Origin of the sequence: Micromonospora sp. NPDC049257, from assembly GCF_040678915.1 — a bacterium.
Lineage (GTDB): Bacteria > Actinomycetota > Actinomycetes > Mycobacteriales > Micromonosporaceae > Micromonospora > Micromonospora antibiotica.
On sequence record NZ_JBFAQU010000004.1, the window covers coordinates 295,792 to 308,027 of the forward strand.

Sequence of the window (12,236 nt, forward strand, 5' to 3'; positions counted from 1 at the left end):
GCCGGGCGGCGGGTCAACCGTGCAGGTCCCCCCGCCGGTCCCGGGCCTTCAACCGGACAGTCGGCAGTTCCGGGGCGGGCAGCGGCGGGGCCGCGTCGTCGGCGACCCGCCCGAACCGGTCCCGGCCGGCCATCCAGTCGTCCCGGGCGGCGGCCACCTCCTCGTGCGAACGACCGACGAAGTTCCACCACATGACGAGCGGCTCGTCGAACGGCTCACCGCCGAGCAGCATCAGCCGGCTCCCCGGTTCGGCGGTCAGCTCCAGCCGGTCGCGCCCCCCGCCGAGCAGGAGCAGCGCGCCGGGCTCCAGGGACAGTCCGTCGACCCGGGCCCGGCCGGACATCGCCAGCAGGGCGTACTCGAAGCCGGGTCGCAGGCCCAGCGTGGCCGGAGCCGGCCCGTGTGCCTGGAGCTGCGCACCGACCAGCGGCGTGTGCACCACCGCCGGGGACCGCTCGCCACCCAGCTCACCGACGAGCAGGGTGTGGTCCCAGTCGCCGGTGCGCCAGCGGGGCAGGTCGGCGTGGTGGGCGAAGTCGGCCGCACCGGCCCGCGCCGGATCCGGCAGCGCCACCCACAGCTGCACACCGTGCATCAACGGCGGGTGGGAGGCCGGTGACCGCTCGGAGTGGGCGATGCCGTGCCCGGACGTCATCACGTTGAGCTGACCGGGCCGGATCGGCTGGACGTTGCCGAGGCTGTCGCGGTGCACGATCTCACCGTCGAGCAGCCAGGTCACCGTCTGCAGGCCGGTGTGCGGGTGCGGGGGCACCTCCATGCCGGGCCGCTGCGCAACGTCGTCGGGGCCGAAGTGGTCCACGAAACACCACGCCCCGACCATCCGCCGGGCCCGCTGCGGCAGCAGCCGGCGCACCGTGGTGTAGCGACCCAGGGGCACGTCGTGGCCGGGCAGCAGCACGCTGCCCGGGTCCTCGTCGGCCATGCCGGGTGGTCGGGTCTGCGCCGGCAACGATTCGGTACGGTCCACCGTCCGACTCTATGCCGGCCCGCCCGCCCGGGCGCGGGGCCGGCCGGTTCAGTCCTCGACGACGGTGACCGTGTTGGCCCCGGCGACGAGGTCGAGGTAGAGCCGGTCGGGTGCCCGGTCCCAGTTCGGCGAGCCGACGGTCGCCCCCCGGGCCAGCCCGTCCCGCCGATCGCCGTACCAGACGACGCTGCCGGCGCCGGAGCCCGCCCGGACCCGCACCGGGGGCCCGTCGGGCGCCCGGACCACGAACTGGTTGACACCGCCGGTCATCCGTACCGTGCGGGTGCCGGTCGTCGGGGGTAGCCGCAGGTCGACCCGGGCCGCGCCACCGATCAGCTCCAAACCCGACAGCCGCGCGTCGGAGAGGTCGAGGACGTGGTCGCTGACCCCGCCGATCAGCCGCAACCGCCAGGTCACCCGCGTGTTGAGGACCACGTCGACGACGCCCCGGCCGGGCCGGTCCCGGCGGGTCACCCGCAGCTGCACCCGGTCGCCGGAGACCTCGGGCCGGGGGGTCAGGCCGGCGTCGGCCGGGCTGCTGATCCGGTACAGGTCGGCACCGAGATCGTCGGTGCGCAGCCGGAACGAGGTCACCCCGTCCAGCAGCTCGAAGGTCGCCCGGCGCAGCTCACCCACGGGTGCGGTCGCGGTCCGCCCGGAGGCGGCCTCGGCGGCACCGGCACCACCCGGCTCGGCGGTCGCCGCCACCGGCGGCGCCCCGTCGCGGCCACCGGAGATGACCATCCCCAGCCGGTCCGGGTTGGCCATCGTCACCACCACCGCGAGCGCGCCGAGCGCGACCACCAGCACCGCCGCGGCGGCCAGCAGCCGCGCCCCCCGGGGCCACGGCGACCGGTCCGCCCGGTCGCCGTCGGTCACCTCGACCGGCTCACCCGTCACCTCGATCACCGGCTCGAAGACCGGTTGCTGCTGCCCCGCCGTCGGACGGTGCTCCTGATCCGGCTCCGCCATCGTGCCTCCCCTGTTCCGGTCCCCGCACAGCAGTACGGACGCGCAGCCGCAACGGATCAGTCCGGTCGGCGTACGGTGGCGGACGTCGCCGGGGCCGGGGCCGGATCAGTCGGTGTCGCGTCCCCAGACGCCACCCCGGTAGACGGTCCCCCGGTAGGTCGTGTCCCCGCCGGGCTCCGCCGGCCCGGCGGCGGCATCGCCGGGCGGGACGCCGCCGGCCGGGGTGTCGGCGCGGGCGGCGCGGGCCCGGCGGACCCGGTTGACCACGAACCAGCCGGCGGCGGCGACGCAGACCACGATGACGACCTTCTGGAACGACCCGACGTACTCCTCGACGACGTGCCAGTTGTCGCCGAGCAGGAAGCCGGCCATCACGAAGGTGGTGTTCCAGATCAGGCTGCCCAGCGTGGTGTAGAGCAGGAACGTCAGGATCGGCATCCGCTCCACCCCCGCCGGGATGGAGATGAGGCTACGGAAGATCGGGATCATCCGCCCGAAGAACACCGCCTTGACCCCGTGCTTGAGGAACCACGCCTCGGTGCGGTCCACGTCGCTCAGCTTGACCAGCGGCAGCCGGGCCGCGACGGCACGCATCCGGTCGCGCCCCAGCGCCGCGCCGATGCCGTAGAGCACCCACGCGCCGACCACGGACCCGAGGGTGGTCCAGAGGATCGCCGAGACCAGGCTGATCCGCCCCTGGGCGGCGGCAAAGCCGGCCAGCGGCAGGATCACCTCGCTGGGGATCGGCGGAAACAGGTTCTCCAGCGCCACCGCCAACCCCGCGCCGGGGCCGCCGAGCCGCTCCACCAGGCCGGTGACGAAACCCACCGGTCCCTCGGACGACGGCTCGGCGGTGGACACGACCGTACGGGAGTTGAGCGCCAGGGAGCGTGGGATCATCCGACAAAGTTACGAGCCGGTCGACGAATCGACCACGCGGACCGTGCGTACCTGACCGTTTACGCTGGGCCGGTGGGCGGAGTGTTGACTCAGGTGTGGCGGTATCCGGTCAAGTCGATGCTGGGCGAACCGCTACACGGCGCCATGGTGGACGGTCGGGGGCTGGCCGGGGACCGCCGGCTCGCCGTGCTGGACCGCGACACCGGGCGGGTCGGCAGCGCGAAGCGGCCCCGCCGGTGGTCGGCCCTGCTCGGGGTCCGCGCGACCGGTGCCGCCCCCGACCGGGTACGCCTCACCCTCCCCGACGGCACCGGCTACGCCCACCCCGACGACGGCCTGGACACCGCGCTGTCCCGGCTGCTCGGCCGGTCGGTCACGCTGACCGGCACGGTGCCCGCCGACGCCCTGCTGGACCGGGCCGACCCGGACGCGGTGCTGGCCGAGGGAGCCGATGCCGACGTGCCGGTCACCGGGAACCCGTTGGATGGCGTCGCCCCGGCCGGCAGCCTGGTCGACTTCGCACCGCTGCACCTGCTCACCACGGCCAGCCTGGACGCGCTCGACCTGCCCTGGGAGGCGGCTCCGCGCTACCGGCCCAACCTGGTCGTCGCCACCGACGCGACGGGTTTCGTGGAGAACTCCTGGGTGGGTCGGGAGCTGCGCGTCGGTGCGGAGGTGGTGCTGCGGGTGGTCGCGCCGACCCCCCGGTGCGCGGTGCCCACCCTGGCACACGGCGAGCTACCCGGGGATCCGGAGGCGCTGCGGCGGCCGGCCCGACGCAACCGGGTGGTCCCCGTGCCCGACCTGGGGGCGCAGCCCTGCGTCGGGGCGTACGCGGTGGTGGTGCGGGGCGGTCGGGTCACCGCCGGGGACCGGGTCGGGCCGGCCTGACCGTAGGCAGCCCGCCGCGTAGGAGTCCACGCGGGGTGAGCGGAGCGTCGGGTCGCCCGTGCGGGGAGCCCTCCGGCGTCGGCCCGGCCGGTCGACGGGACGGGTCAGGGCTTGCGGCCGAGTGCGCAGTACATGCTCACCTCGTCCACCGTGGGGCGGGGCTGTGGTTCGGCCTCGGCCCGCCAGCGGGCGACCGAGACGAAGCCGGGCTCGACCACCTCCAGGCCGTCGAAGAACCTGGCGAAGTCGTCCCGGCTGCGCAGGTTGATCCCGCCCGGTGGGTTGCCCGCCCGGGTCGTCTCCCGGGCGGCCTCGGCGACGTCCGGAGGAAGGTGGTCGTAGGTGGCGTGCGAGGCGGCCAGGTAACTGCCCGGCGGTAGTTCCGCGAGCAACCGGCGGACCACGGCGTACGGGTCCTCGGCCTCCCCCACGAAGTGCAGGATGGCCACCAGCATCAGGGCGACCGGCTGCCCCAGGTCGAGGGTGCGCCGCAGCTCGGGGTGGTGCAGGATCTTCTCGGGTTCACGCAGGTCGGCGTCGATGTAGGCGGTGGCGCCCTCGGGCGAGCTGGTCAGCAGGGCGCGGGCGTGGGCCAGCACGATCGGGTCGTTGTCGACGTAGACCACCCGGGACTGCGGGGCGACGGACTGGGCCACCTCGTGGGTGTTGTTCGCCGTCGGGATGCCGGTGCCGATGTCGAGGAACTGTCGGATGCCCGCCTCACGGGCCAGGTGGGCCACGGCCCGTTGCAGGAAGCGACGGTTCTCCAGGGCGGCGGTGCGGATGGTCGGGAAGGCCGCGGCCATGGCGTCGCCGGAGTCGCGGTCGGCCTGGAAGTTGTCCTTGCCACCGAGCCAGTAGTTGTAGCGGCGGGCCGGATGCGCGACCGAGGTGTCGATCCGGTCGCTGGGATGCTGGGCGGCGCCCGTCGGGGCATCGGTGGTCACCGGGTCCTCCATGACTGCGCGCCACCGGTCGATGGCGTCCGTCCACTGTCTGCGGTTCTGATCATCGTAGAGGCCGCCCCGCCGGGGTGGCGGGCCGGTGCGGTGGTCACTGCGGGTACAGCTCGTCACGCAGTCGGGCGAGGACCTCCGGTGTGCGCTCCGGCGGGGTGGCCTCGACGCAGAGGCGTTCCATCGCCGCCGCGTAGTAGTCCAGGTCTTCCCGCTTGTCGAGGTAGAGCGCACTGGTCAGCTGCTCGATGTAGACGATGTCGGGCAGGTCGTCGTCGCCGAACCGCAGGATCGTGAACGCCCCGCCGGCCGCCGCGTGGCCACCGGCGTCGAACGGGATGACCTGCAACCGGACGTGCGGCGACCGGGTCGCCTCGATCAACGCGGTCAGCTGCCCCCGCATCACCTGCGGGCCGCCGATCGGCCGGCGCAGGGCGGCCTCGTCGATCACCGCCCAGAGCTGCGGCGGGTCGGGGCGGTGCAGCACCTGCTGACGCTGGACACGCAGCTCCACCCGGCGGTCGACCTCCTCGACCGCCGCGCCCCGGTGGCCGAGCAGGACCACCGCGCGGGCGTACTCCGGGGTCTGGAGCAGGCCGGGGACGAACTGCACCTCGTAGCTGCGGATCAACGCGGCGGCGGCCTCCAGGCCCAGGTAGGACTGGAACCAGGTGGGCAGCACGTCGCCGTAGCGGTGCCACCAGCCGGGGCTGTTGGCGTCGCGGGCCAGCTTGAGCAGCGCGTCGCGGTCGGCGGCGGCGGTGACCCCGTAGAGGGTGAGCAGGTCGGCGACGTCCCGCTCCTTGAAGCCGACCCGGCCCAGCTCCATCCGGCTGATCTTCGACTCCGAGGAGCGGATCTCCCAACCGGCACCCTCCCGCGTGACACCGCTGGCCTCCCGCAGCCGGCGCAGCTGCGCGCCGAGCAGCATCCGCAACACCGTGGGGCCGGTGGCCGGTCCCCCCTCGGCGGCAACCATCGTCACGTGCCCGCCCCTCCGCGCATGCCCATCCGTTCACGGTCCCCGGGCCCCCGCCCGACCGACGAGTAAGCATGCCATGGACCGTCCGTGAGATGAACATCCTCCGGACGGACACGGTCCCATGAGCGGGACCACCAGGTGTCAGTCGATCAGATGGTCGAAGTCGCCGTCGCGCGCGCCGAGGACGAATGCCGCTATCTCGTCCACCGTGTAGATCAGGGCCGGCCCCTCGGGGTGGCGCGAGTTGCGCATGGCGATGCCCGCCCCGCCGGGGAGTTCGGCCAACTCGACACAGTTGCCGCTGGGGTTGCTCCGCCGGCTCTTCTCCCACCTCAGGGGGGGCAACTCGGTGGTGGGGACGCCGTTTTGAGGCTGCTGCATGGATGTCTTTCTGTCGGGGTTCGGACCCACTGTCGCAAGGGGATGGTGCGGGTTCGAGGGTGGTGCGACATCAGATCCGGCCGTGCTGCACGTGCATCTGCTATTGCATCTGCACCAGACAGCGAGCATGATAACGCACGTGCGCGGTACTTATCCGTTCACTTTGAGTGACCAGCCCCAGGGCATTCACCTGGGAAAACGGCGACCCTGCGCGGCACGACGGCCGCCGCCGCCCGGGTCGTACGCCGACACTGCGAGGGAGGACCCGTGCCGGATCCGTTGACCGTCGCGTCCGGCGTCTCCGCAGCCGGGGCCCTGGTCTCGGTGTGGCAGCTACGCCGCCGGGCGCTTGCGGCCGAGGCGGAACTGGAGCACCTCCAGGCCGAACTGGCCGCCGAACGGCACGCCGCCAGTCACGACCCGCTCACCGGGCTGCCCAACCGGCGGGCCTTCTACCGGCTGGCCGCCGCGCTGCTCACCGATGCCGGCGGGCAGCCCCTCATCGCGGTCGTCCTCGACCTCAACGACTTCAAGCAGGTCAACGACCGCTACGGGCACGCCGCCGGCGACCAGGTGCTGATCAGCGTCGCCCAACGGCTGGCCGCCTTCGCCGGCGACAATCTGGTCGCGCGGCTCGGCGGCGACGAGTTCGCCGGCCTGCTGGCCAGCCCGTCGGTCGACCGACGCTGGATCGACCACGCCACCCGTCGGCTCTGCGAGGCGCTGGCCGCCCCCATCCCGCTGGGCCCGTGCAGCGTCCGGGTCACCGCCTCGGTCGGGCTCGCCCCCGTCACCGGCCCCACCCAACTCGCCGACGCGCTGTGCCGGGCCGACGCCGCCATGTACCGGGCGAAGGGTGTCACCAGCCGTCAGTCACCCCGGCAACTACTCGACGTGGCCCGCCTCGCCGAGTGCTGAAACCCACCACCGGCCGGGACGGCCCCGGCCACACCGGCAGCGCTCAACGCCAGCCGTAGCCGGCCCGCAACGCCTGTCCGACCCGGTCGAAACGGCCCCGGTCCAGCACCGCGCCCTCCCGGCGGATGCCGTCCTCCCGCATGGTGAGCACCCGGTCCAGGCGAACCCAGCTGGGCCGGGCGTCACGGTCCCACTCCCCCGGGCCCAACGCCAGCCAGTGCCGCTGACCGTCGCGCTCACTCTGGCTGGAGAGCATCAACCCGAACAGGGTGCGGCTGGACCGGCCGACCACCAGCACCGGACGGTCCTTGCCCTGCTTCGGGTCGTCCTCGTAGGGGACCCAGGTCCAGACGATCTCCCCCGGGTCGGCCTGCCCGTCCGGCTCGGGGGCGTACGACAGCTCCCGCCGTTGCAGGGCGCTGACCTGCCGCCGCCGCGCCACCTGCGCCGGGATCGCAGCCGGGGTGCCCCGCCGCGCGCCGACCACGCCGGTCACCCGGCCGAGCCGGGTCGCCACGTTCCTCAACAGACCTGCCACGGCGGGCAGCCTACCGCCGTCGCGCCCGGGTCACCCGCCGAGGGCGTCGACCTTGCGCAGCAGCACCGCCCGCTCCCGGACGTTGCGGCACAACCGGGCGGCGAACTCCAGCTCCGCCCGGGCCTCGGCGCTGCGGCCGAGCCGGGCGAGCAGCTCGCCCCGCACGCTCGGCAACAGGTGTGACCCGGCCAGTCGCCCCCCGGCGGCCACCTCGTCCACCAGGGACAACGCCTGCTGCGGGCCGTCGGCCATCGCCACGGCCACGGCCCGGTTCAGCTCGACGACCGGCGACGGCGCCACCCGGCCGAGCGCCTCGTAGAGCAGCACCACCCGGGCCCAGTCGGTGCGCTCCACCGAGGGGGCACCGGCGTGGCAGGCGGCGATCGACGCCTGCAGGCCGTACGGGCCGAGGCCTCGCCCCAGCGCCACCACCCGGCCGAGCGCCGCCGTCCCCCGCCGGATCGCCGACCGGTCCCACCGCCGCCGGTCCTGGTCCGCCAGCAGCACCGCCGCACCGTCGGCGTCGACCCGGGCCGGGAACCGGGCGGCGGTCAGCTCGCACAGGGCGAGCAGTCCGTGCACCTCCGGCTCGGCGGGCAGCAACGCGGCGAGCGTCCGGGCCAACCGGATCGCCTCGTACGCCAGGTCGGGGCGGAGCAGCTCGTCGCCGGTCGTCGCCGTCGACCCCTCGGTGAAGATCACATAGAGCACGCCCAGGACCCCGCCGAGGCGTTCCCGCCGCTGCGGCGGCTCGGGCAGGGCGAACGGCACCCGTGCGGCGGCGATCGTCTTCTTCGCCCGGGTGATCCGCGCCTGCACGGTGGGCACCGGCACCAGCAGCGCCCGGGCGATCTCCTCGCTCGACAGGCCACCGACCACCCGTAGCGTCAGCGCCAGCCGGGCCTCGGGGGCCAGCACCGGATGACACGCCACGAACATCAGCGCGAGGACGTCGTCGTCGACCCGGTCCGGGTCCCACGGCAGTTCCCCGTGCCCGGAGGCGGGGTCGGCGAGCTGGCCGGCGAGCACCGCGTACCGGTCGTCCAGCGCCGCCCGGCGGCGGAACGCGTCGACCGCCCGCCGCCGGGCGGCGGTGAGCAGCCAGCCCACCGGGTTCGCCGGCACCCCGTCGCGCGCCCAACCGACCAGCGCCTGCGCCACCGCCTCCTGGGCGACGTCCTCGGCGAGCGCGAAGTCGCCGGTGTACCGGGCCAGCGCGCCGACGATCCGGGCCGACTCGATGCGCCAGAGCGTCTCGACGGCCCGCCGGGCCGCCTCGGCTCCCGGCGGGTCGTCGGTGGGCACCGTGCTCAGAGCTGGCCGGTCCGCTCGCGCCACGCCCGCTCCCTGACGATGAACTCGTTGTCCTGCGGGAACTCGTCGATGCCGGGGACCCGGCGCACCTCGCACCTGCTGCCGCTGACCGCCGGCATCCGCCGGGCCCACTCGACGGCTTCCTCCTTCGACGCCACGTCGAGCAGGTAGAAGCCGCCGAACAGCTCCTTCGTCTCGCCGTACGGGCCGTCGGTGACGACCGGGGTCTCCCCGCTGTAGTCGACCACCACGCCCTGCGCCGGGTCCTCCAGGCCCTCGGCGGCCACCAGCACGCCCGCGCGGATCAACTCATCGTTGAACCGTCCCATCGTCTCCAGCATCTCCTCGAAGGGGATCTTCATCATCGTCGCCAGGGACTCGTCGGTGTTCCGCATGATCAGCATGTACTTGGCCATCGTCGTCGCTCCTCGTCGTCGGGTCGCCGTTCGACCCGCTCACCCTCAGGTCGAACGGGGACCGGGCCGGATCGACACGACCGTCCGGTCAATTTTCGTCAGGCCGGCCGCCGGGCCAGCACCAGGGTGGTCCGCAGGTCGAGGGTGACGGTGCCGCCGAAGCCGTCGACGGCGGCCCCGATCGCCGCGAGGACCCGCTCCCGCTGCCGCGGTGGGCGGCGCAGCTGCGGCGAGAAGGTGCCGACGAGACGCTGGTACTGCGCCGTGGTCAGCGGCACCGCCCGGCGGAACGCGGTCGGCCGGACGTCGGTGAACAGTCCACTGCCGGTGATGTCGGCGTGGAACCAGTCCTCCGGCTGGTCGTGGTGCGGCACCGGGTCGACCGACTCGAACGCCGCCCGGATCGCCGCCGACTGGGCCGGGTCGACGTAGTCGTAGCGGTGGGCGAAGACGGCCAGGGTGCCGCCGGGGGTCAGCGCGTCGTGGGCCCGCCGGTTGCGGGTGGCCGGGTCGAGCCAGTGCCAGGCCAACGCGCACGACAACAGGGGCACGCCGGCCGGGGCGGCGACCACTGCTCGAACCGGGCCACCACCACCTCGACGTCGGGGAACCGGGCGGCCAGCACCGCCGCCATCCGCGCGTCCGGCTCGACACAGGTCACCCGGGTCCGCCCCGGCGCGGCCCGGTCCACGTCGGTCCGGCCGGCGCCGACCGGGCCGGGGCGCGACGGTCCGGTCGATCCCGACCCCACGACGCCCGGCCCCACGACGCCCGACGCCGGCCGGGCCGGGCCGGCAGCGGCGGCGAGGTCGCGCAGCAGCGCGGTGGCCAGGCCGGTGCCCGCGCCGACCTCGACCAGCCGGGTGGGTGGTCCGCCGTGATAGGCGAGGATGGTGGCGGCGAGGGCGGCCGGGTAGCCCGGCCGGATCTCGTCGTAGTCGCCCGCCACCTCACCGAAGAGCTCCGCCATGATCGCCATCGTCGCACCGCCGCCGCCCCGACGGTGCCCCGTCGAGGGAGGCCCATGACCGAACTGCCCCGGGACCTGCCGGTCATCGAACGCACCGCCGTCCGGCTGGTGGTCCGCGACCTCGACGGCCTGATCCTGCTGTTCCACACCCGCGACCCGGAACACCCCCGGCTGGGCACCTGGTGGGAGCTGCCCGGCGGGGGCGTCGACCCCGGCGAGACGTACCCCGAGACCGCCCTGCGCGAACTGCGGGAGGAGACCGGGTTCGTCGTCGCCGCCGCGCAGCTCGGCCCGCCCACCTGGCGGCGGCGGGCCAGTTTCATCCACCGCCGGTTGCGCCACGTCCAGGACGAGGTGGTGCTGACGGTACGCCTCGACGCCGCCGCCCCGGACATCGACGGCGCCGACCGGCTCGACTACGAGGTGGAGGACTACTTCGGGTTCCGCTGGTGGCCGCCCGACGAGATCGTCACCAGCACCGCCCGGTTCTATCCGGGCCGGCTGCCCGAGCTGCTCACCGGTTTCCTGGCCGGCGAGCAGATCGACGAACCGTTCGAACTGTGGTCCTGACCGGGGTGCCGCGAGCGCGAACGGTGGGCACAGTGGGGGCATGACGACGATCCCGTACACCCCACTGGCCCGGTACGCCGCCCGGCTGCACGCCGAACTCGGCGACCGGCACCACGTCGCCTCCCCGCTCGGTGCCTGGCTGCTGCTGGCGCTCGCCGCGCCGGCCGCCACCGGCGCGGTCCGGGCCGAGCTGGCCGAGGTGTTGGGCGTCGACGGGGAGGCCGCCGCGGCGACGGCCGCCGCCCTGTTGGACCACCCGCACCCGCTGGTGCCGTCGGCCACCGCGCTCTGGCACCGACCCGGCGCGGACACCGCGAAGCTCGCCGGCTGGACCGACGGACTGCCCCGGGCCACCGCCAGCGGGCCGCTGCCCGACCAGGCGGGCCTGGACGCCTGGGCCCGCGAGCACACCCTGGGGCTGATCGACCGGTTCCCGCTGACCGTCTCCCCCCGGGTGCTGCTGGCGCTGGCCGGCGCCCTCGCCACCCGGATCTCCTGGGCCACCCCGTTCGACCTGGTGCCCGGCGCGATGCTCGGCCCGGGCGCGGCGGACCTGCCCGGCGACGAACGCCGACCGGGCGCGGGACCCCGCCCCGACCAGGCGCACGGGCCGGCCGGGCCGGGGGGCGACGCCGGCCCCGGGCACGGGCCGGCGGGGTCCGCCGACCGGGGTGCCCCGGACAGCGGGTGGGCCGGGCGGCTGGCCCGGGCGCTGCGCAGCCCGGAACACGGGCACCGGGTCTGGATCGCGGCGACCGGACCGGCCGGTGACGTCGCCGTGCACGCCGCTGCGGCGGTGGAACGCGACGGGGCCGGGCTGCTGGTGCTCTCGGTGCTCGCCGACCCGGCGGTCCCCCCGGCCGACGTGCTCGCCGCCGGCTACGCGCTGGCCGGCGCGGCGGTGGACGGGGAACCGGGCCGGCGGTCGCTGTTCGACCTGCCGCTGGGGGTGGGACCGCTCGGGACGCTGCGCGAGGAGCGGGTCCGCACGTCCGCCCGCGACGGTCGGGAGGAACGCCGGCACGCGGTGCTGCCCTGCTGGTCGGCGCGGGACGAACACGACCTGACCGCCCCCGGGCTGGGGTTCACGGCGGTGGGCCGGGCGCTCGGCGGGCTGCTCGGCACCGAGGCGGACGTCGAGGCCCGGCAGGTGGCGGTTGCCCACTACGGCCGGTACGGCTTCGAGGCCGCCGCGGTGACCGGTGCGTTCGCCCTGACCAGCCTCCCACCGGAGGGGGTCCGTCGGACCGCCGAGCTGCGTTTCGGGCACCCGTACGCGGTGCTGGCGGTGGCCACCGACCACCGCGACGGCGGGACCGGGCCGTGGCACGGGGTGCCGGTCTTCTCCGCCTGGGTGGCCGAGCCCCGGGAGCCGTCGGACACCGACCTCGCCGATCCGGCCGAACCCTTCTGACCAGGCCCGGGCCGGCCTGCCCGCCC

At 74.9% G+C, this 12,236-nt stretch carries 15 protein-coding genes; 4 read left to right on the forward strand and 11 right to left on the reverse strand.

What is annotated here, in order from left to right:
* Nucleotides 1–13: 13 nt before the first annotated feature.
* From AB0K25_RS09750 to AB0K25_RS09760, 3 genes are all read right to left on the reverse strand, one after another.
* Nucleotides 14–988: a pirin family protein gene (locus AB0K25_RS09750; RefSeq protein ID WP_219460930.1), complete on the reverse strand. Its 975-nt coding sequence runs from the start codon at nucleotides 986–988 to the stop codon at nucleotides 14–16.
* 48 nt (nucleotides 989–1,036) lie between these two features.
* The gene (locus AB0K25_RS09755; RefSeq protein WP_357533874.1) at nucleotides 1,037–1,960 is read right to left on the reverse strand and encodes a hypothetical protein; all 924 of its coding nucleotides are present in this window, start codon (nucleotides 1,958–1,960) and stop codon (nucleotides 1,037–1,039) included.
* 105 nt (nucleotides 1,961–2,065) lie between these two features.
* Entirely contained in the window at nucleotides 2,066–2,860 is a 795-nt protein-coding gene (locus AB0K25_RS09760; protein ID WP_357533876.1) for a DedA family protein, read from the reverse strand.
* Between the two features lie 72 nt (nucleotides 2,861–2,932).
* Between AB0K25_RS09760 and AB0K25_RS09765 the strand changes: the two genes are divergently transcribed.
* A complete protein-coding gene (locus tag AB0K25_RS09765) occupies nucleotides 2,933–3,751 on the forward strand; it encodes an MOSC domain-containing protein (protein WP_357533878.1) in 819 nt (272 codons plus the stop codon).
* A 104-nt stretch (nucleotides 3,752–3,855) separates the two neighbouring features.
* On the opposite strand, the gene AB0K25_RS09770 is transcribed toward AB0K25_RS09765, so the two are convergent.
* The 3 genes from AB0K25_RS09770 to AB0K25_RS09780 form a co-directional block, all read right to left on the reverse strand.
* Complete coding sequence (locus AB0K25_RS09770; RefSeq protein ID WP_208566368.1) at nucleotides 3,856–4,710, reverse strand: SAM-dependent methyltransferase; 855 nt, start codon at nucleotides 4,708–4,710, stop codon at nucleotides 3,856–3,858.
* Nucleotides 4,711–4,804: 94 nt separating this feature from the next.
* On the reverse strand, nucleotides 4,805–5,692 hold the full coding sequence (locus tag AB0K25_RS09775) for a helix-turn-helix transcriptional regulator (RefSeq protein WP_357533880.1): 888 nt from the start codon (nucleotides 5,690–5,692) through the stop codon (nucleotides 4,805–4,807).
* A gap of 138 nt (nucleotides 5,693–5,830) precedes the next feature.
* A complete protein-coding gene (locus AB0K25_RS09780) occupies nucleotides 5,831–6,070 on the reverse strand; it encodes a DUF397 domain-containing protein (RefSeq protein ID WP_208566370.1) in 240 nt (79 codons plus the stop codon).
* Between the two features lie 267 nt (nucleotides 6,071–6,337).
* On the opposite strand from AB0K25_RS09780, the gene AB0K25_RS09785 reads away from it, so the two are divergent.
* Nucleotides 6,338–6,988, forward strand: coding sequence for a GGDEF domain-containing protein (locus AB0K25_RS09785; RefSeq protein WP_208566371.1), 651 nt, complete (start codon nucleotides 6,338–6,340; stop codon nucleotides 6,986–6,988).
* 43 nt (nucleotides 6,989–7,031) lie between these two features.
* Here AB0K25_RS09785 and AB0K25_RS09790 read toward each other — a convergent pair whose 3' ends face one another.
* The 5 genes from AB0K25_RS09790 to AB0K25_RS09810 form a co-directional block, all read right to left on the reverse strand.
* Entirely contained in the window at nucleotides 7,032–7,526 is a 495-nt protein-coding gene (locus AB0K25_RS09790; RefSeq protein WP_208566372.1) for a type II toxin-antitoxin system PemK/MazF family toxin, read from the reverse strand.
* A gap of 30 nt (nucleotides 7,527–7,556) precedes the next feature.
* Nucleotides 7,557–8,864 carry an RNA polymerase sigma factor gene (locus AB0K25_RS09795; protein ID WP_308290691.1) on the reverse strand — a complete coding sequence of 436 codons (1,308 nt, stop codon included), beginning with the start codon at nucleotides 8,862–8,864 and terminating at the stop codon, nucleotides 7,557–7,559.
* The gene (locus AB0K25_RS09800; RefSeq protein WP_219460922.1) at nucleotides 8,837–9,256 is read right to left on the reverse strand and encodes a YciI family protein; all 420 of its coding nucleotides are present in this window, start codon (nucleotides 9,254–9,256) and stop codon (nucleotides 8,837–8,839) included. The genes AB0K25_RS09795 and AB0K25_RS09800 overlap by 28 nt, the downstream gene beginning before the upstream one ends.
* Before the next feature lie 98 nt (nucleotides 9,257–9,354).
* The gene (locus AB0K25_RS09805) at nucleotides 9,355–9,786 is read right to left on the reverse strand and encodes a hypothetical protein (RefSeq protein WP_363819524.1); all 432 of its coding nucleotides are present in this window, start codon (nucleotides 9,784–9,786) and stop codon (nucleotides 9,355–9,357) included.
* Nucleotides 9,729–10,226 (reverse strand): hypothetical protein, encoded by a 498-nt coding sequence (locus tag AB0K25_RS09810; protein WP_363819527.1) that lies wholly within the window; start codon nucleotides 10,224–10,226, stop codon nucleotides 9,729–9,731. Before AB0K25_RS09810 ends, AB0K25_RS09805 begins: the two co-directional genes overlap by 58 nt.
* Nucleotides 10,227–10,280: 54 nt before the next feature.
* Between AB0K25_RS09810 and AB0K25_RS09815 the strand changes: the two genes are divergently transcribed.
* Nucleotides 10,281–10,796: an NUDIX domain-containing protein gene (locus AB0K25_RS09815; protein ID WP_208566375.1), complete on the forward strand. Its 516-nt coding sequence runs from the start codon at nucleotides 10,281–10,283 to the stop codon at nucleotides 10,794–10,796.
* A gap of 40 nt (nucleotides 10,797–10,836) precedes the next feature.
* Complete coding sequence (locus AB0K25_RS09820) at nucleotides 10,837–12,210, forward strand: hypothetical protein (RefSeq protein ID WP_357533883.1); 1,374 nt, start codon at nucleotides 10,837–10,839, stop codon at nucleotides 12,208–12,210.
* The last annotated feature ends 26 nt before the right edge of the window (nucleotides 12,211–12,236 follow it).

Excerpts from the sequence above, each read along its gene's own strand:
- AB0K25_RS09755 (WP_357533874.1), bottom strand. The coding sequence starts at position 1,960 with ATGGCGGAGCCGGATCAGGAGCACCGTCCGACGGCGGGGCAGCAGCAA.
- AB0K25_RS09760 (WP_357533876.1), bottom strand. The coding sequence starts at position 2,860 with ATGATCCCACGCTCCCTGGCGCTCAACTCCCGTACGGTCGTGTCCACC.
- AB0K25_RS09770 (WP_208566368.1), bottom strand. The coding sequence starts at position 4,710 with ATGGAGGACCCGGTGACCACCGATGCCCCGACGGGCGCCGCCCAGCAT.
- AB0K25_RS09780 (WP_208566370.1), bottom strand. The coding sequence starts at position 6,070 with ATGCAGCAGCCTCAAAACGGCGTCCCCACCACCGAGTTGCCCCCCCTG.
- AB0K25_RS09800 (WP_219460922.1), bottom strand. The coding sequence starts at position 9,256 with ATGGCCAAGTACATGCTGATCATGCGGAACACCGACGAGTCCCTGGCG.
- AB0K25_RS09810 (WP_363819527.1), bottom strand. The coding sequence starts at position 10,226 with ATGGCGGAGCTCTTCGGTGAGGTGGCGGGCGACTACGACGAGATCCGG.
- AB0K25_RS09815 (WP_208566375.1), top strand. The coding sequence starts at position 10,281 with ATGACCGAACTGCCCCGGGACCTGCCGGTCATCGAACGCACCGCCGTC.
- AB0K25_RS09820 (WP_357533883.1), top strand. The coding sequence starts at position 10,837 with ATGACGACGATCCCGTACACCCCACTGGCCCGGTACGCCGCCCGGCTG.